General features: G+C 73.1%; 17 protein-coding genes. 7 read left to right on the top strand and 10 right to left on the bottom strand.

Annotation, left to right across the window (positions count from 1 at the left end):
* Window positions 1–31: 31 nt before the first annotated feature.
* From ABZU32_RS30440 to ABZU32_RS30410, 7 genes are all read right to left on the bottom strand, one after another.
* Window positions 32–421: a hypothetical protein gene (locus tag ABZU32_RS30440; RefSeq protein WP_354840525.1), complete on the bottom strand. Its 390-nt coding sequence runs from the start codon at window positions 419–421 to the stop codon at window positions 32–34.
* Between the two features lie 377 nt (window positions 422–798).
* Window positions 799–1,485 carry a hypothetical protein gene (locus ABZU32_RS30435; protein ID WP_354927414.1) on the bottom strand — a complete coding sequence of 229 codons (687 nt, stop codon included), beginning with the start codon at window positions 1,483–1,485 and terminating at the stop codon, window positions 799–801.
* Window positions 1,486–1,706: 221 nt separating this feature from the next.
* On the bottom strand, window positions 1,707–2,660 hold the full coding sequence (locus tag ABZU32_RS30430) for an alpha/beta fold hydrolase (RefSeq protein ID WP_354927412.1): 954 nt from the start codon (window positions 2,658–2,660) through the stop codon (window positions 1,707–1,709).
* 115 nt (window positions 2,661–2,775) lie between these two features.
* Window positions 2,776–3,930: an alanine racemase gene (locus ABZU32_RS30425; protein ID WP_354927410.1), complete on the bottom strand. Its 1,155-nt coding sequence runs from the start codon at window positions 3,928–3,930 to the stop codon at window positions 2,776–2,778.
* Window positions 3,927–5,972, bottom strand: coding sequence for an IucA/IucC family protein (locus ABZU32_RS30420; protein WP_354927408.1), 2,046 nt, complete (start codon window positions 5,970–5,972; stop codon window positions 3,927–3,929). The genes ABZU32_RS30425 and ABZU32_RS30420 overlap by 4 nt, the downstream gene beginning before the upstream one ends.
* Entirely contained in the window at window positions 5,969–7,795 is a 1,827-nt protein-coding gene (locus ABZU32_RS30415; RefSeq protein WP_354927406.1) for an IucA/IucC family protein, read from the bottom strand. The genes ABZU32_RS30420 and ABZU32_RS30415 overlap by 4 nt, the downstream gene beginning before the upstream one ends.
* Window positions 7,792–9,123: a siderophore biosynthesis protein gene (locus tag ABZU32_RS30410; protein WP_354927404.1), complete on the bottom strand. Its 1,332-nt coding sequence runs from the start codon at window positions 9,121–9,123 to the stop codon at window positions 7,792–7,794. Before ABZU32_RS30410 ends, ABZU32_RS30415 begins: the two co-directional genes overlap by 4 nt.
* A 197-nt stretch (window positions 9,124–9,320) precedes the next feature.
* Here ABZU32_RS30410 and nudC point away from each other — a divergent pair, with 197 nt between their 5' ends.
* Window positions 9,321–10,301: an NAD(+) diphosphatase gene (gene nudC / locus ABZU32_RS30405; protein ID WP_354927476.1), complete on the top strand. Its 981-nt coding sequence runs from the start codon at window positions 9,321–9,323 to the stop codon at window positions 10,299–10,301.
* Window positions 10,302–10,580: 279 nt separating this feature from the next.
* Here the strand turns inward: nudC and ABZU32_RS30400 are convergent, their stop codons facing one another.
* Together ABZU32_RS30400 and ABZU32_RS30395 are read right to left on the bottom strand one after the other, a co-directional pair.
* Window positions 10,581–10,826, bottom strand: a complete 246-nt coding sequence (locus ABZU32_RS30400) for a mycoredoxin (RefSeq protein ID WP_354840544.1) — start codon at window positions 10,824–10,826, stop codon at window positions 10,581–10,583.
* A 108-nt stretch (window positions 10,827–10,934) separates the two neighbouring features.
* On the bottom strand, window positions 10,935–11,936 hold the full coding sequence (locus ABZU32_RS30395) for an alpha/beta hydrolase (protein ID WP_354840546.1): 1,002 nt from the start codon (window positions 11,934–11,936) through the stop codon (window positions 10,935–10,937).
* A gap of 213 nt (window positions 11,937–12,149) precedes the next feature.
* On the opposite strand from ABZU32_RS30395, the gene ABZU32_RS30390 reads away from it, so the two are divergent.
* From ABZU32_RS30390 to fxlM, 6 genes are all read left to right on the top strand, one after another.
* Window positions 12,150–14,222 carry an ATP-dependent DNA helicase UvrD2 gene (locus tag ABZU32_RS30390; protein ID WP_354840549.1) on the top strand — a complete coding sequence of 691 codons (2,073 nt, stop codon included), beginning with the start codon at window positions 12,150–12,152 and terminating at the stop codon, window positions 14,220–14,222.
* The gene (locus ABZU32_RS30385; RefSeq protein WP_354840552.1) at window positions 14,219–15,091 is read left to right on the top strand and encodes an acyl-CoA thioesterase II; all 873 of its coding nucleotides are present in this window, start codon (window positions 14,219–14,221) and stop codon (window positions 15,089–15,091) included. The genes ABZU32_RS30390 and ABZU32_RS30385 overlap by 4 nt, the downstream gene beginning before the upstream one ends.
* Before the next feature lie 51 nt (window positions 15,092–15,142).
* On the top strand, window positions 15,143–15,541 hold the full coding sequence (locus ABZU32_RS30380) for a hypothetical protein (RefSeq protein ID WP_354927402.1): 399 nt from the start codon (window positions 15,143–15,145) through the stop codon (window positions 15,539–15,541).
* Window positions 15,542–15,674: 133 nt separating this feature from the next.
* Window positions 15,675–15,944, top strand: a complete 270-nt coding sequence (locus tag ABZU32_RS30375; protein ID WP_354840558.1) for a WhiB family transcriptional regulator — start codon at window positions 15,675–15,677, stop codon at window positions 15,942–15,944.
* A gap of 32 nt (window positions 15,945–15,976) precedes the next feature.
* Complete coding sequence (locus ABZU32_RS30370) at window positions 15,977–16,192, top strand: hypothetical protein (protein ID WP_354927400.1); 216 nt, start codon at window positions 15,977–15,979, stop codon at window positions 16,190–16,192.
* 367 nt (window positions 16,193–16,559) lie between these two features.
* Window positions 16,560–17,813, top strand: a complete 1,254-nt coding sequence (gene fxlM / locus ABZU32_RS30365) for a methyltransferase, FxLD system (protein ID WP_354927398.1) — start codon at window positions 16,560–16,562, stop codon at window positions 17,811–17,813.
* Between the two features lie 30 nt (window positions 17,814–17,843).
* On the opposite strand, the gene ABZU32_RS30360 is transcribed toward fxlM, so the two are convergent.
* The gene (locus ABZU32_RS30360) at window positions 17,844–18,266 is read right to left on the bottom strand and encodes a DUF4260 family protein (RefSeq protein WP_354927396.1); all 423 of its coding nucleotides are present in this window, start codon (window positions 18,264–18,266) and stop codon (window positions 17,844–17,846) included.
* Between the last annotated feature and the right edge of the window lie 19 nt (window positions 18,267–18,285).

The raw sequence follows: 18,285 nt of genomic DNA, 5'->3' as shown, positions 1-18,285 counted from the left end.
CACCCGCTGCCGGTGTTCTCACCTGGTGTTGTCACTCGGGGCCGGAGCCGACCGGGGCGTCGAGCGAGAGCTCGTCGTTGGCCAGCAGCGAGAGCCAGCGCAGGGTCTCGCAGATCTGGCCGATGGGGAACTGGAACTCCGGGGCGTCTCCGGCCGGGCTGACCAGGAACGCGGTGCCCCACAGTCTCGTGCGCACCGTGACCTTCGCCCGTGTCTTCCCGTCCGGCCCGTAGACGGTCAGCTCGGGCGGACGGCAGGCGCGCTGCGCCGGGATCGCCTCGGTGCCGATGGCAAGGCGCATCCTCATGAAGACGCGGCAGCGGACGCCTTCGGCGAGCAGGTGGCGGCGCAAAACCGTGAGCAGGCCGGCGTCGTCGGCCGCGCGCTTCTCGGAAACGGTGTCATCGGCGCTCATCGTCATCGGCCCGATCTCGATCGGTGACAGGAGCCTTGACCGGTGCCGAATCCGCTGTTCTCCGCGGTGTCCCGCATCCGCTTTCATCGTCTATTTCGGAGTTATGTGCTTTCTCGGACATAGCCCCGCCCTCTCTCCGGCGAATCCCCCTGGTGCCCATCCCCACTTGGCGTTCGATCCTTACCCCGTGGAAGGGAATGTTCGCAACAAACGTTCGCCGCTTTCCGCTGGAGAGCCGATCGACCGGAATTGCGAGAAGGCGCCGAGGCTGCGGCAATTGCGGGAACGCCGTGAAGGGAGGGCGAAATAGCTAGGCCTAATCGCCGATTTCCCGGCAAGTCACAGAAATAGGAAAATCCGCTAACAAGGCGAGGGTGGAAGAGTCACGCGCGAGGGGCGCCGTACCAGCGCCAGGTGGCCGGACGCGGACGTCCGGGAAGCTCGCCGCGGCCGGTCGCCCACAGCAGGGTGGGCCAGGGCTCGGTGTCGTCCGGAGCGTCGGGGAACAGGCGGGCGAGGACGCGAACGCACAGGTCGGCGGGCGGTTCCCACGCGAGCCCGAGCCCGTCGATGACGTCGTGCACGTGGACCAGCGCCTCCACGACGCCCATCGCGGCGAACCCCTCGGGGTCGGACGCCCCGTACACGTGGTACGTCCGGGTGTGCGGCGGCTTGGTGCGCACGATGGCGGCGAGCAGCGCCCCGGTCGCCTCCAGCATCCGCAACAGCCCGTCCGGCCCCGCCTCGGGGTCGGAGCGGAAGGCGCTGGCTGGGCCGCCGGGCCTGCGGCTCTCCCAGACGAGCGGCAGGTGCCGGTCCACGAACGGCGTCCTAGGGCCCTGCCGGATGGCGTAGGAGAAGAAGTCGTCGCTCAGATGCTGGATGGTCTCCCAGCGGTCCCACTCCAGCGAGCCGGCCCTCTGGTGCCAGGCGTCCTCCGGCACCCGCCGCAGGGTCTCCACGGCCATCAGGACGGTCCGGTCGAGATCGTCCGCCGTGACGGCCGGCGAGGACGAGGCGGAAGGAGAGACCGGCTCCGGGGACACCTCTGCGTCCGATGATCGCGACATGCCCTCGACCGTATCGCCCGCGCCCGGGCATCCCGCCCGGCGCCCCCGCCCCGTTCCCGTGGCGCGGCACGCGCGGCACGGCGTCCGTCGCGCGGGGCAGGTCTGCAGGCCCCGGCCGCGGGTCGCGGGTCCGTTCGCGATCAAGGAAACCCTGTCCACGGGTGTGGGAAGCGGGCGGTGGGTCAGGACGCCGACATCACCTGGTCCAGCTGGGTGGTGGGTCAGGACGCCGACAGCACCTGGTCCAGCCGGGTGGCGAAGGCCACGTGCTGGGAACCGAAGCCCCCGTGGTCGCCGGGGAACGCGACCGGCTCGGCGCCGAGGAGTTCGGCCAGCGCGATGGTGGCCCGGTACGGCGGCTCACCCTGCGACGCCTCGCCCACGGCCGGCACCACCCGCACCCCCGACGCGCGCAGCGCGGCGACGTCGACCGCGTAACGGGAGAACCCCGGCACCTCGTAGCCGATGAAGAACGCGAAGTTCCTCCCCATGCGCTCCATCATCTCGGCCATCCCGGCGTCCATCCCCCCTTCAGGGCCGTGCGCCGCCGCGGCGTCCCCCTCACCAGCGGCCTGGCCTCCGGACGCGCCTTCCGCCCCGTCCGCTCCGCCTCCGTCCACCCTCTGGGCCCCGTCCGCCCCGTCCGCCCTGTCCTCCTCGGACGGCTCGCCGCCGCCCATGCCCATCGCGGCGGAGAGCGCCTGACCCGCGGCCTCGACGCCCTCCTCGGTGAAGACCTTCTCGACCTGGTCGACGACGGCACGCCAGTGGTCGCGGTCGGGCAGCAGGTCGAAGACGGGCGGCTCGTGGGCGACCAGGGTGCGCACCAGCTCGGGATGGCGGGTGGCGAGCTCCAGCCCGATCTCGGCGCCGGAGCTGTTGCCGAAGACGTGAGCGGGCCGTTCCGCCGTGACGCCCACCGCCGTCAGCACGCGGCCGGCGTCGTCGCCGTGCACCTCGACGCTCTGGTGTTCCGGCGCCCCGTCGAGCGGGCTGCGCCCGTTGCCGCGCCGGTCGTAGGTGACCACGGTGTAGCGCTCGGCGAGCCGGCCCGCCAGGCCCGCGTACCCGGCCGCGTCGTACACCCCGCCGCAGATCAGCAGCAGCACCGGCCCCTCGCCCCGCACCTCGTAGTACAGCGTCGCCCCGGGCGCCTTGAGCGTGTTCGTCCTCACCGCGTCCACCGTCGTTCCCCCAAGGATCGTCGTCCCCGCCGATTCCGGCCTCTCACCAGGGAGTCGGAGCCGTCCCCGCCCTCTCGACGTCCCCCTCGGGGAATTCTCCTCCGGCTCAGGTGAGGTAGTGGAAGCCGGGCTTGGGGTGCATGAGGAAGTCGTGGTGGGAGATGGTCCAGGCGTAGGCGCCGGCCAGGCCGAAGGCCACGATGTCCCCGACGTTGACCGTCATGGGCATCTGGCGGGCGAAGACGTCCTTGGGGGTGCAGAGCTGGCCGACCACGGTGACCGGCTCGGCGGTCGCGCCCGTGCCGGGGCGGCCGGTCGGCAGCACGGCCAGCGGCTGGTCGTGGCCCTTGGCCGCGGGGGTGCGCAGGTGGTGGGTGCCGCCGGTGACCACGGCGAAGACCTCGCCGTGGACCCGCTTCACGTCGATCACCCTGGTGAGGTACCAGCCGCAGTACGCCGTCAGCGCCCGGCCGGGCTCGACGCGCAACAGCTCGCCAGGCTCGCGCAGCTCCGCGAGCCCCCGTCCGTAGGTCTCCCAGTCGAACAGCTCGGACGGGTCGTGGTACGACACGGCCATGCCGCCGCCGAGGTTGACCTCCACGGCCGGCGCGTCCTGGCCGAGGTCCCGGCTTGTCGGGATATGCCCTTCGCCGGACAGGTCGCGGGCGAAGCCCAGGACCGCCTTGGCCAGGTCGAGCAGGTCGGGCGCGCGCAGGCCGCTGGCCAGGTGGGCGTGCAGGCCGCGCGGCCGCACCCTGTTCTGCCGGCGCAGCAGCGAAAGGCACTCCCGCACCCCGCCGGGGTCCATGCCGAACGGCGTCGCGCCGCCGCCCATGGCCAGTGCGGCGCCCTGGACCGGCACGGCCAGGTTCACCCGCAGCAGCGCGTCGGCCGGGGCTCCGGTCTCGATGAGCCGGCGAAGCTCGCCGGGGCTCTCGACGTGCAGGCGGTGGACGTCCAGGGCCAGCTCGGCGTCGGTCTTGCCCGGGCCGCCGAACGCGAGGCGGGCCTGCGGCAGCACTGAGCGGACGTGCGCGACCTCGCCGCCGGAGGACACCTCGAAGCCGTCGGCGTACGGGGCCAGGGTGCGCAGCAGGGCGGGGTCGGGGTTGGCCTTGACGGCGTAGTACAGCTCGACGTCCCGCAGGGCCGCCCGGACGGCGGCGGCGTGCCGGTCGAGCGCGGCCAGGTCGTACACATAGGCGGGCAGGGCGTCGGCGAGGCGTTCGGCGCGTTCGCGCACCCGGTCGGGGATGTTCACGCCGGCACCCCCGCGAACGGGTTGGCCACGGGGACGTATCCCGCGTCGCGGTCGGCCGAGCGGGCCCACCGGGTGGTCAGGTTGGCCTTGGCGGGTAGCGGGGCTCCGGCCAGCAGGTCGCGCAGGGGGAGCGGGAGCCGGCCGCGGCCGGCGTGGCGGGCGACGCGCCCCCGGGCGTCCGCCCACAGCTCGTGGAGCAGGTCGTCGCGGGCGTGCGGCGCGGCCGTTCCCGCGACGGTGGCGGCGATCTCGGGGAGGTGGTTCACCATGATGCAGTAGACCACGCGGTTCCAGCCGCGCGCGGCGTCGTAGGTGGCGGCCCTGGTGACCGGATCCGGAAGCCCGGACAGGTCGTGGCGGCCTTCGACCAGCTTGGTGCCCTCCATGTCACGAAATATCGCTTCAATCGGCATGCCGTCGGCGTCGATGCCGACCAGGACGTTCTGCAGGTGGGGCTCCAGCACCACGCCGTGCCCGAAATAGGCGTCCAGCACCGGCAGCGCCACGTGATCCACGTACGCGCCCCACCACCGCACCGGCTCGCGCCGCAGCGCGGTCACCACCGCCGCCGGCTCCGGCGCCTCGCCGTCCGGGACGGCGCCCAGGGCTGCCAGGGTCCCGGCGAGGATCGGAGTGACCCCGGGACCGGCGACCTCCCACGGGCTGGACCGGACGATGACGCCCAGCCCCTCCAGCAGGCGCGTCCCGAGCCGCGCCGAGCGGTACCCCGGTTCGGGCAGCCAGCGGGTGCCGGGCAGGCGCCGCGCCAGGTCGGCGAACACCGGCGCGAGCCGGGCGCTCACCTCGGCCGCCGAGGCCAGCTCGTACCAGGCGTTCTTGCGCACGCAGTTGGTGATGCGCACGTCGAGGCCGAACTTCAGGCACTTGCCGATCGCCGGCTCGTACACCGTGCGCACCGAGGAGGTCGGGACCGCGGGCAGCGCGGCGTCCCCGAGGTCCACCAGCCGCCCGTCCGCGAACGGGGCGGCCAGCTCGGCGGCGAGCAGCTCGAGCTGCCACGGGTGGGCGGGGAGCAGCGTGTACCCGGGCGGCGCCTCGCCGAGCCCGTCGAGGGCCCCGGAGTCGCCGCCGGTCGCCAGCACGTCGTCCCGCACGCCCAGCAGCCGCAGCGGGAACGCGGCGTGCGACTCCGGCGCGTACCGGACCCACCCCGCGCCGCCTCTGGACTTGGGGGAGGGGTGGAACGGGTGCCCGAGCACCAGCGCCTGCTCCGAGGCCAGCCACGGATCCTGGGGAGGCTTCGCGCCTGCCCGCTCGCGCAGCATGACCGCGATGGCCGCACGACTCGCGGCGACCTGCCCGGCGAACTCCTCGTTACGCCGGAGCACGGGCCGAGCCGCGACGGAGCCCTCCCCCCGACCGGCCCCGAAGTCGCCCGCCCCACCGTTTCCCGAAGCCGCGCCCGACTCCCTCTCGACTGGTTGGACCTCGCCCCGCTCGGCCTCACCCGGACGGGCATCGCCCGGTTCGCCCTCGACCGGGCGGATCTCCGTAGGTTCGGTCTCGACCGGCTGTACCTCGCCCGGCTCATTCTCACGTGGACGGGCCTTGCCTGGTTCCCCCTCGACCGGGCGGGTCTCCTCGGGTTCGGCATCGACGGCGCGGAGCTCGTCCTGTTCGGCGTCGACCGGAGGGATCTCGCCGAGTTCGGCCTCGACCAGGCGGACGAGGTGGTCGGCCGACAGCGGGCGCCAGGCGCCGTGCCACAGCCGTTCGGCGTCGCCGTCGAAGCGGAGTGCGATCCCTCCGGAGGCCGGCACGCGGATGAGGGTGCCCGCCAGACGCAGCAGCAGGTACGGCGCGGCGGCCCAGACCTGTCCGCGCGGTCCGGCGACCTCCCGCACGCAGCACCGCAGCAGCGCCGCCAGCGTCGCCCGCTCCGCGACGCGCCGCCACGCCGGCTCGGCACCCTCGGCCTTCCCTGCGCCTTCCGCGTGGTTTGCGTTCCCGGCGCCCTCCGCCTCGCCCGCGTTGCCTGTCCCCTCCCCGTAGTGGGCGGAGTCGCATACGACGCCGTTCAATGGTCGGCCTCTCTCCGGAGGTGGTGGCGCAGGTAGTTCGGCCCGCTGGCGCCGTAGTGCTTGTTGATGTCGGCCGAGACGATGCGCGACCGGGCCACCAGGGTTCCGGCGCTGACCATGGACTTGCCGACCAGGCGGGCGGCGTCCAGCGTGCGGGCGCGCAGCAGCCGCGCCACCGGGTCGCCGCCGTACTCGGCCAGCGCGCTCTCCAGCGCCGGCGCGACCAGCTCGCCATGGCCCGCGCCGAACGCCACCGCGGCGGCGGCCAGATGCAGAGTGATCGTGACGAACACGTCCGCGAGCGCGTGCGGGTCGCCGTTGAGCATGCGCGGGTCGGCGAACGCGGGGACCTCCAGCCCCGCCGCGAGCAGCCGTTCCGGGGAGGCGAGCAACCCGTCGTCGTCCTTGACGAGCAACCGCATCGCCGCGCCGGGGCCCGCGTCCTCGTCGAAGACCAGGGCGAGGTTCTGCTGGTGCGCCTCCAGCGCGACGCCATAGGTGACGAACAAGCGGACATTCCAGGTGAACAGCACGCGCAGGTAGTCGGCCAGCAACGCGGCCACCTCGCCGCCCCGGTAACGGGCGGCCAACTGGTCGATCACCCGGCCGCCGCCGGGGAACGGCGCGGTCAGGGCGGCGACCGGGACGATCTCGCCGGGGGGCAGCCTGCGCAGCATCCAGCCGAGGTGGTCGTGCCCCGCGTGCGCGTAGGTCTGCTCGTCGGCGACCAGCACGTCCAGGCCGTCCTCGCGGCGCAGGATCTCCCGCAGCAGCAGCTCCGCCCGCGCGCCGTCCTCCAGCGTGCCCGGTTTGATGGACCGCCGGTTGCGCGCGCCAAGCGTGCTCGTCGTCAGGGGCAGCTTGAGGTGCGTGCGCGGGTCCACCTCCACGGTGCGCATCGACAGCGTGGGACGCACCGCCAGGTACGGCTCGTCCAGGAGCAGTACACCGGGTATCGCGCGGACGGCGGCCACGGTCAGCGGGTGCACCGGGAAGCGCAGGTGCTCGGCGTCGTGCGCGGGCCACCACGCGGGAAGCGCGCCCATGGCCGCCGGCCTGGTCACCCGCTCGACCGGCACGACCGCCCAGCGCAGCGGGAAGGACGGCGCGAACTCGGGGGCGTAGGCGGCGACCTCGTCGTCGGCGAGGCCGAGGCGGGCGCGCGAGGTGGGGTAGACCGGATGGTCGGCGAACGCGGCGAGCGTCTCGTAGGCGACCGTCCGGCTCAAAGACGCCTCATCGCCGGCGTGGGCGGAGGCCGGCAGGACGGGGCGAAGGCGGGCCAGGATCTCGTCCCGGCGAGGGTCGTGCAACTCGTACGCGCGCAGCGCCGCGCGGCACTCCTCGGCGAAGGCGGCCACGCCCTCCGCGTCCCCGGGGGCGGCGCTCTGGACCAGCGCGTCGAGCACCTCGGCCAGGGTCAGCGACTGCCCACGGGCGACCTTGAAGTCCTGGTACAGGTGGCCCGGTGTCAGGCGCACCCGCCGCCCGGAGGGCAGCACGAGCTGGACGCCGTCCTTGGTGCGGGTCATCCGGGAGGCCAGGCCGCCGTAGTCCTCGCGGACCAGCGCGTCCAGCACCCGGGCGGCCAGATACGGCTCGCGCGGTCCGCCGCCGCGCGGCCCCGCGTCCCGCACACGGCCGGGACCGTCCGCGCCATCCGGCGCACCCGCCTCGTCCTGGCCGCGCTGCGCGTCCTTGCCTCCATTGCCCACATGGCCGACATGGTCGCCATGGCCGTGTGGGGCGCGATGGTCACGGGAGGGCTCGCCGGGACGAAGGCCGGAGGAGGTCTCCTCGCGCTCGGCGGTGGCCCGGGTCACTCGACCACCCAAGGGGCGCGGGCGCGGAAGGCCTCGATGGCGCGGTCGACGGCCTGCCTGCCGGACCCGACAGCGCGGAGTATGCCGAGGTAGTCGCGGTTGGTGTGGGTCGGTTCCACGACGTCCCCGGGCGCGCGCAACGCGCGGTGGCGCAGGCGCACGCCGCCGATGGTCTCGGCCACGTCGCCCGGCCCCGCCTTGACGACCCCTGCCCGCTCCGCGACCAGGCTCAGCGCCGCGCCGTGACCGGAGACCGGCGGCGGGGCCTGTGCGGGCTCGCCGAGGTGCACCCGCAGGATGTGCTCGAACAGCGGCACCCCGAGCAGGTCGGCGAGCAGGAAGCCGCAGGTGTCGCCGATGAGCCGGTAGTTGACCTCCACGATCCGCGGACCGCGGGCGGTGATGACGTACTCGGTGTGGCAGGCGCCGAACCCGGCGCCGATCGCGGCGAGCGCCCGCACGACATGCTCGCGCGGCCCCGCCTCGGCGCCGTCCGGGACGGACCGTCCCCGCGGCGGGTCAAGGGCGGTTGGGACGCGGTGGCGAGAGCCCGCGTCAAGGACGTCCGGGACGGCCCGTCCCCGCGGCGCGTCAAGGGCGGATGGGACGCGGTGGCCTGGGCCCGCGTCAGGGGCGTGCGGGACGGGCCGGCCGGGGAGCGCTCGCGGGTCCCAGTCGAGGCGTTCTTCCACGAAGTGGGGGAGGGGGCCGAGGGTGGTGTGGAAGCCGCCGAGGACGTGGAGCGCGTGACCGTCGCCGAGGGTCTCCAGGGTGTGCAGGGGACCCTCCAGGTACTCCTCGATCACGAGCGCGGCCCCCGGGCGCCGGGCGCGGATGCCCGCGACCGCCGCGGCCAGCTCCTCCGCGCCGGCGGCCAGCACGACGTCCTCGCTGGCGACCCCCTCGCGCGGCTTGACCACGACCGGGTACGCCGGCGGGTCCGGCACGGGCTCGCCGGGTCCGACCCGCGCGGACCACACCTGCTCCACTCCCGCGGCGGCGAGCCGGCGCCGCATGAGCGCCTTGTTCTTGGCGGTCAGGCAGGCGCGCCAGTCCTTGGCCGGCAGCCCGAAGTAGTCGGCGGCCAGCGCGGTCTCGGGCTGGATGTGGTCGGAGTCGGAGAAGATCGCGTCGGGCCGGCGGTGGCGGGCGATCGCGTCGATGACCGCGCGCGCGTCGCGCACGTCGGTGCGCAGGGTCTCCACCCCGGTGTACCGCTCGGGCCGGTCGGTGAGCAGCGTCACCTCACAGCCGAGCGCGCGGGCGGCCGGCAGGAATCCATCGGTGACCGAGTCGGTCGGGTTCAGCGCGGTGAGGTACAGCCGCACGCAGGACACCCCCGGAATCAGGTAAGGCTAACCTAACTTGACCGGGTGAATCCTAGCCGCACCGCGATATCACTCGCTGCTGGACATGCTAATCACGCTGAATGTCCGTGTTGTGGCCGCCCGCCGGGCATTTCGGTCGGCCATCTTCAGCGGCATAGGATGGACAACCTGCTGGGAGGGAGACGCACGTGGGAGAGATGTCGCAGGGCCAGCGGCTGCTCGGTCCCCTGCTTCTGGCGCGAGGAGGCGTCGACAGGTCCGCCCTGCACCGCAACGACGAGGCCTGGTTGAAGACCGCGTGGGCCGACCCCGCGACGCGCGTCCTGCTCATCAGTGACGGCAACACGCTGATCCGCCGCGACAACGGCACGGCGAACCTGGTGTTCGTGTCCCCGCACCAGGCGCCGCCCGGCGAGCGTTACCTGCTCGGCGTCGACCCCGGCGGCGTCGCCTACTTCGCCGTCGCGGTGAAGGGCGAGCTGCCGCTTCCCCCCTCCGCGCCGCTGCCCGAGGGCACCGAGGTCGCCGAGGCGATCCAGGACGTGCCCGACTGGGCCGACGTCGCCACCGAGGGGTTGCGCAAGGCGGGGGCCGCGCTCAGTGACCGCGACGCCGGCCTGCTGGTCAACGCCGTCGCGCTGGAGGCCTGGCACGCCACCCACGAGCACTGCCCGAGGTGCGGCGGCCGCACGAACATCATCAACGGCGGCCACATGCGGGTCTGCCCGAACGACGGCAGCCAGCACTTCCCCCGCGTCGACCCGGCGGTCATCATGCTCGTCCACGACGGCGACGACCGCTGCCTGCTGGCCCGCGGCCCGCAGTGGCCCGAGGGACGCTTCTCGGTGCTGGCCGGCTTCGTCGAGCCCGGCGAGTCGCTCGAGCAGGCCGTCGCGCGCGAGGTGTTCGAGGAGGTCGGCGTCACCGTCGCCGAGCCCCGTTATCTGGGCAGCCAGCCGTGGCCGTTCCCGCGCAGCCTCATGCTCGGATTCTTCGCCAGGGCCACGACCACCGAGATCACCCGCGACCCCGAGGAGATCGCCGAGGCGCTCTGGCTCACGCGCGCCGAGCTGGGCGCGGCCGTGGAGAACGGCGACATCCGGCTGCCGCCGGGGGTCTCCATCGCCCGCCGCCTCATCGAGACGTGGTACGGCTCCTACCTCCCGGGCGACTGGTAGCCGAGGAGGCAACCCCGGGTCGCGGCCGCCGGACGGGGCCGTCCGGCTGCGGAACATGGCGAACCGTCACCGGGACGGAGGCCCCGCAGCGAAACGGGCAACCTGCCATGAGATGGGCAACCCGTCAGTGGGGCAGGGGGCCCGTAACCAGACGGGGTACCCCGATCAGACCGGCAACCCCTCAGCGAGACAGGGCGACCGTCAGCGGGACGGGGGACTCGCGACGGGACGCCGGCGAGCGGGCCGAGCCCGTCGCCGGCGGGCGCCGAGGGGGTCGCGTCAGGCCTTCGCCCGCGCGAGCAGCCCCTTGAGCTTGATGACCGAGGGGTTGGTCAGGGCGGTGCCGTCTTCGAGCACCACCGTGGGCACGACCTGGTTGCCGTTGTTGACGCTCTCCACGAACTTGGCCGCGTCTGGGTTGGCCTCGATGTCGATCTCCTGGAAGGAGATGCCCTCGCGCATGAGCTGGCCCTTGAGCCTCTTGCAGGGACCGCACCAGCTGGTGGTGTACACCTTGAGCGCCATAGCCTGATTTATCCCTTCATCGTCGGCATCACCTGGCAACACCGGCGCTCCCGCTGGTGTTCCCGGCATCCGACGCCCGCGTCAGTGCGCGCCGACCCGACGCCCGCGTCAGTGCGAGCCGACCCGGCGCAGCGAAGGCAGGTGTCCGGACGCTACCGACTTGGAGCCGCTCGCCGGCTTCGGCGCGGCGGGCGCGGCCAGTTTGCCGGCGACCCACTCGCGGACCCCCTCGGCGACGCCGGGCTCGCGGTAGAGCGGCGCGCTGTGGAAGTACCCCGGCACGACGCGGATGTTCATCGCCACGCCCACCTGGTTGAGCTGCTCCTTCAGCAGTTCGCTCTGGTAGGCGGGCACGAACTCGTCCGAGGAGTGCACCGTGAGGACGGGGGCGTCGTGCGCGCTGGCGTGCCAGGGCACCTCCATGCTGGACCAGACCCTCGCGCAGGCGCCGGTGGGACGGCAGCCGCCGGCCAGCGCGATGGCGCTCTGGCGGAGCTTGCGCTGGTCGAAGTCCGCGCCCTCGTCGCCGTCGGAGTAGGCGGTGAGCGGGGAGATCACCGGCGAGATGCCGACGACGCCGCGCAGCCCGGGCAGGCCGTCCTTGTAGGTGCCGACCGCGGTGGCGAGGTGGCCGCCCGCCGAGAACCCGACGACGACATAGCGGTCGGGGTCGAAGGAGAAGAAGTCGGCGTGCCGGCGGGCGGTGGCGATGGCGGCCAGCGTGTCGGTGCGCTGCGCCGGCCAGGCGGCCTCCTGCGACAGCCGGTAGTTGATGTTGAAGACGGTGTACCCCATCGCGGCGTACGAGCGGGTGACCTCGGTCATGTACTTCTTGTCGCCGCTGTTCCACCAGCCGCCGTGGATGACGAACACGCCCGGCCTGCGGCCGGCGTGCGGATCCCACCACACGTCCATGCGCTGGCGGGCCGACTGGCGGCCGTAGGCGTAGGTGCGCACGATGGTCGAGGCCAGCACGTCTTCACCGGGCGGTGCCTGGGTGGCGCTGGGGGAGGGTGTCGGCGTGGTGGTCGCGCCGGCGGGCGACGCGGCCGCCGGTGCGAGGAGTACGGTGGCCAGAGCGAGCGATCCCACCGTTACCGCGCTTCTCACTGGACGTCTTCCTTCCCCGAAACCATCGGCTCCCATTGTGGAGCAAACCTCGCACTCGCGCACGTACGAGAACCCCCGACGCGCACAGCCGAGAGCGTAGGGCACCAACCTGGGAGCGCTTTTCAGGTTGTCCACATGCAGGCCGCGCGGGCGGCCGGCTGCTGGAAGGATGATGCCAGCACACCGTCCGCATCGCACGTTAGGAGGCCCAGTTTGGAGCGCGAAGACGCCCTCGCCGGGCTCGACCCGGAGCAGCGCGAGGTGGCCGAGGCGGTGCGGGGGCCGGTGTGCGTGCTCGCGGGCGCCGGCACCGGCAAGACCAGGGCGATCACCCACCGCATCGCCCACGCCGTCCGCTCCGGCGTCGTCGACGCACAGAGCGTGCTCGCTGTGACCTTCACCACGCGCGCCGCCGGCGAGCTCAAGCAGCGCCTGCGCGCACTCGGCGCGACCGGCGTCCAGGCGCGCACCTTCCACGCCGCCGCGCTGCGCCAGCTCACCTATTTCTGGCCACGCGTGATCGGCGGCGAGCCGCCGAGGGTCGTGGAGTCCAAGCTGCCCCTGCTGGTCGAGGCGTGCCGGGTGGCGCGGCGCACCCCCGACCGCGGCGAGCTGCGCGACGTCGCGGCCGAGATCGAGTGGGCCAAGGTCACCCAGGCGACCCCCGAGGAGTACGCCGCCCTCGCCGCCAAGGCCGGCCGCACGCCGCCGATCCCCGCCCAGGAGGTCGCCCATCTCTACGAGGCGTACGAGACGCTCCGGCGCCAGCGCCACCTGGTCGACTTCGAGACCATCCTCGAGCTCACCGCCGCGGTGATGACCGAGCACGAGGAGGTCGCCTCAGAGATCCGCCGTCAGTACCGCTACTTCGTGGTCGACGAGTACCAGGACGTCAACCCGCTGCAGAAGCTCCTGCTCGACACCTGGCTGGGCGGCCGCGACGACATCTGCGTGGTCGGCGACCCTAACCAGACCATCTACTCCTTCAGCGGCGCCACCCCGCGCTATCTGACCAACTTCGCCGTCGAGCACCCCTCCGCCACGGTGGTCAAGCTCGTGCGCGACTACCGCTCCACGCCGCAGGTCGTCGGGCTGGCCAACAGCCTGCTGGCCAAGGCGCGCACGCCCCACCGGCTCGAACTGGTCGCGCAGCGGCCCGACGGGCCGCGGCCGGTGTTCGCCCAGTGCGACGACGAGCCCGCCGAGGCCGCGGCGGTCGCCGCGCGGGTCAAGGAGCTCATCGCCCAGGGCGTGCCCACGCGCGAGATCGCCGTGCTCTTCCGGGTCAACGCCCAGTCCGAGCTGTACGAGCAGGCGTTCACCGAGGCCGGCGTCCCCTATCTCCTGCGCGGCGCCGAGCGCTTCTTCGAGCGGCCCGAGGTCCGGCAGGCCGTCGTGCTGCTCCGGGGCGCCGCCCGCTCGGCCAACGACGAGCAGCCGCTCGCGCAGGCCGTCCACGACATCCTCGGCGGCATCGGGCTCACGGCCGAGGCCCCCGGCGGCGGCTCCGCCCGCGAGCGGTGGGAGTCGCTCAACGCGCTCGCCGAGCTGGCCGAGGACATGGCGGCCGAGGGCGGCGACCTCGCCCGCTTCGTCGCCGAACTCGAGCGCCGCGCCACCGAGCAGCACGCCCCGCCGATCGAGGGGGTGACGCTCGCCTCCCTGCACGCCGCCAAGGGCCTCGAGTGGGACGCGGTCTTCCTGATCGGCCTCACCGACGGCATGCTGCCGATCGTCTACGCCGAGACCCCCGAGCAGATCGAGGAGGAGCGGCGCCTGCTCTACGTCGGCGTCACCCGCGCCCGGGCCCATCTGCACCTGTCCTGGGCGCTGGCGCGGTCGGCGGGCGGCCGCAAGGCGCGGCGCGCGTCCCGCTTCCTCGACGGCCTCACCGGCACGGCCGCCTCCGCCGCGCCCGGCCCGGCCCGGTCCGGCCCACGTGAGCGCCGCGCCGCGCAGGCCCGCGTCGCCGTGCCCATCTCCTGCCGCGTCTGCGGCAAGACCCTCACCGTGGCCGCCGAGCAGAAGCTCGGCCGCTGCGCCACCTGTCCCGCCGACTATGACCAGGAGCTCCTCGAGCGGCTTAAGCTCTGGCGTACGAATGCGGCGAAAGAGGCCAAGGTGCCGACGTACGTCGTATTCACGGACGTTACGCTCCAGGCACTGGCCGAGCGGGTCCCCACCACCGAGGAGGACCTGCTCTCGATCGCCGGCATCGGGCGCGTCAAGCTCGAGCGTTACGGCCAGGCCGTCCTGGACATCTGCCGCGGAGGGGAAGTGACGTGAACGAGGCGCTCAAGGAGGTCCTCGACCTGCTCGACCTGGAGCAGATCGAGCAGGACATCTTCCGGGGCAGGAGCCCGGAAGAGCGCATCCAGCGCGTCTTCGGCGGGCAGGTGGCGGCGCAGGCGCTGGTCGCGGCCGGCCGCACCGTGCCGGGCGACCGCACCGTGCACTCCCTGCACGCCTACTTCATCCGGCCCGGCGACCCGGCGGTCCCGATCGTCTTCAACGTCGAGCGGGTGCGCGACGGCCGCTCGTTCACCACCAGGCGGGTCGTCGCCATCCAGCACGGCAAGGCCATCTTCACCATGTCGGCGTCCTTCCACGTCCTGGAGGAGGGCATCGGCCACCAGGCGGCGTCCATGCCGTCGGTGCCCGACCCCGAGACGCTGCCGCTGTTCCAAGACCGCATGCTCGACCTCGTCGGCGACACCGAGCCGTGGCGGAGCTGGCTGGCCAAGCCGCGCCCGGTCGACGCCCGCTACGTCACGCCGCTCACCTGGGAGGCCTACCGCGACCCCTCCCTGCGCGGCTCCGAGACGCAGGTGTGGTTCCGGTACGACGCCGACCTGCCGGACGACCCGCTCCTGCACGTCGTGCTGGCCGCCTACGCCTCCGACTACACGCTGGTCGACACGGTGCTGCTCACCCACGGTCTCGCCTGGGGCGCCTCCAACCTCACCGGTGCGTCCCTCGACCACGCCATGTGGTTCCACCGGCCGCTCAAGGTCGACGACTGGGTGCTCTACGCCCAGGAGTCGCCGTGGTCGGGCAACGCCCGCGGCCTCGCCCAGGGGCAGATGTTCACCGCCTCCGGAGACCTCGCCGTGTCGGTCGTCCAAGAGTGCATGATCCGTGTAGCAAATCCGTGAAATAGCAGGTAGAAAATAAGTTGCCGGGCCCCCGGGTCCGCGTTTAGAGTCATGCACAAGCCGGTCGGACGATCCCCGTCCAACCCCGCAATCACCTGGGAGGTGAGCCCCGTGAAGCAGATTCTCATTCCGACTTGCGCCACGCCGTGGCTCGCTTCCCCGCGTGGCAGTGGCATGCGCGGTGCCGCCCCGGTCATGGGCGCCGCCCGCTTCACCGCCCCCGTCGCCATGCCGGCCGCCGTTCTCACGGTCGCAGGCCCGGCGAAACTCCGACAGGAGAAGACCGCCCGCATCCTGGCCGATGCGGCCGGCTTCGCCTATGGCACCACCGTCGTGATCGCCGAGCACGCGGCCGCCCTCGGGCGTCCGTTCGGCGACGAGCAGACCAGCAGCACCGCCAATGGTGGGGTGCAGGGTCCGCCACCCTGGAGGCACCCGGTCATAACCTGACCGGGAACAAAAAGCGCCTCCAGGCCGCGGATCCGTACCCAGGATCCGCGGCCTTCTTGTTTTCCAAGCCGCCAGATCCGACACCCAAAGAGGTAAACGACCAGATCAACCAGCAAACAGAGAGGTGACGCAGATGGCGGTTTGGACGACCATGGACCTGGTCGACGAAGCCGATATCCCGTGTCGTACCGACCCCGACCTGTGGTTCGCCGAGTCCCCTGAGGACGTCGAGTTCGCCAAGGCCCTCTGCGGAGGGTGCCCGATCCAGAAGGCCTGCCTCGCCCGCGCGCTGGAGCGCGAGGAGCCGTGGGGCGTCTGGGGCGGAGAGCTCGTCCTTCGCGGAGCCGTCGTTCCGAGGAAGAGGCCGCGGGGCCGTCCCCGCAAGACCCCGGTCGCAGCCTGACCCACCAGCACAGTTCTTCCACACCAGACTTCATGACCCGAAAGGCCACCACGATGAGCTTCCTGCCTACCTGGAGCAGCGAGATCCCGTATATCCGCCAGGAACTGGTACGGGACCGAATACAGGCCCTGCACAACGAGGCCGAGCAGCAACGTCTCGTCCTTCGCCTCCAGCGCATCCGCCGGGCCCGCAAGCAGGCCGAACGCGCCTCCCTGCGGCTCAGGAACGCCTTGGCCCGCATGGCCTAGCGCGGTGACGACAGACGTTCACCGGGCGCGGCTCCTCACTCCGCCGTCACCGGGCCGGCGCGCCGTGATACGGCGACGCCGGCCACGACGCCCGGCCTGGTGAACTTCATCACCGGCACAATCCTCGGGCGGCCGCTCCTCTCTCACCGGGCGGCCGCCCCTTCCCAGGGTGGGCTCTCGCCTCCCACCCCGCCCGGCCACTCGCCTCCCGCCGAGTGGCCGCGTCACCCGACCGGGTGACCCAGGGGCGGACCGGCCCGCACGGCCAGGTCCGCCCCTTTCGGTGTTCTCCGGATGACGGCCAGGTTCGCTCCTTTCGCCGTTCGCGGGGATGATGGGTACGCCCGCGAGCGGAGGGAAGAACGCCATGGTCCGCCAGGAAGGTCCCGCCACGGACGGCGCCGACCTCGCCGACCTCGCCGGGCTGCGGCGTAGGCTCGTCGAGCGGGTGCGCGAGCGCGGCGGGGCGCTCAGCGAGCCGGTGGCGGCCGCGCTGCGGTCGGTGCCGCGGCACCTGTTCGTGCCGGGCACGCCGCCGGAGGCCGCCTACCGAGACCTGCCCATCGTCACCAAGCGGGACGCCGACGGCCGGCCGATCAGCTCCTCCTCCCAGCCGACCATCATGGCGATCATGCTGGACCAGCTCGGGGTCGAGCCCGGACACCGGGTGCTGGAGATCGGCGCGGGCACCGGGTACAACGCGGCGCTCATCGCCCACCTCGCCGGCCCCGGCGGTGAGGTGGTGAGCGTGGACATCGACCGGGACGTCGCCGACGCCGCGCGATCACACCTGACGGCGGCCGGCCACCCAGGCGTCCGCGTGGTGTGCGGGGACGGAGCGCGGGGGTTCTCCGCGCGAGCTCCCTACGACCGGGTCATCGCCACGGTGGGGGTGTGGGACCTCGAACCCGCGTGGCTGGACCAGATCGCTTCCGGCGGGCGCGTCGTCGTCCCGCTCGACCTGCGCGGGGTCCAGTGCTCGGTGGCCCTGGAGCGTGCGGAGGGCCACTGGGCCAGCCGCTCGATCCAGCCCTGCGGCTTCATGCGCATGCGCGGCCCGGCCGCCGGTCCCGAGCGGACGTACGTGCTGGACCGGGACGCCCAGCTCATCCTGGAGTCGCCGGCCGGAGGTGACCTCGACGCCGCCGCGACCCGGGCCCTGCTGGCCGGCCCCGCCTCCGGACGCGAGACCGGTGTGACGGCGGGCACGGCGGAGGTCTGCGCCGGGTTCAACCTGTGGCTGGCGGTCCACCAGCCGCGCTGGTTCTCGCTGGCCGAGAGCGGCGCCTCCGGCCTGCTCGAACGGGCGCCGCTGGCGATGGAGGGGTACACGCTGACCTACGGCGTCCTCGCCGACGACGGCCTCGCGGTGCTGCGGCGGGGCAAGGGAGCCGACTCCTGCTTCGCCCTGGTCGTCGACGGCTACGGGCCCGGCGGCGCCGAGCCGGCCGAACGCCTCGCCGCGCACGTCCGCGAGTGGGACGCCGCGGGACGTCCCGCGACCGGCGACCTCCGCCTGGACGTCCACCCGAGGGACACCCCGGACGCCGCCCTGGACGGCCGGACGGTCATCGACAAGACCCACACCCGTCTCGCCCTCTCGTGGCCGAACCGGCTGTGAGGGGCGGGCTCGGCGGGTGAGGTCGGATGGTCAGGACGCCGTTGGTGGGGTGTCGGCATCGGACGAACGGGACGAGCCATCGGTGAGGGGGAATCCGCGACCGAAGGCTCTTTCGACGGCGATGCGGGTAAGCCACCCGAGGGCCGCGGTGAACAACGGCGGCCACGCGACCGGCCCGAGGGAGTAGGCGATCAGCACCACGAGCGGGATCCACACGCGGTGCACGGCCTGGTAGAGCATGCCGGGCGGACGAACCCCCGCGAGCCGGGCCAGGTCGCACAGCGCGAAGAACAACAGCGCGGCCGCGGTGGTGGGCAGGCCGTACTTGACGCTCTCGAAGACCGCGAACGCCGCCAGGAACAGCGCGAGCGCCCCCCATCCGATCTTCCGCGGCCGACCGCCGACCGGCGGGCCGGATCGCGACGCGTCATCGGGTGTGCGTTCGGTCGTCACACGTACAGCGTAGGAGGAG

Origin of the sequence: Sphaerisporangium sp. NPDC005288 (assembly GCF_040607475.1) — a bacterium.
Lineage (GTDB): Bacteria > Actinomycetota > Actinomycetes > Streptosporangiales > Streptosporangiaceae > Sphaerisporangium > Sphaerisporangium rhizosphaerae.
This window is presented reverse-complemented; position numbering and strand designations above follow the sequence as displayed.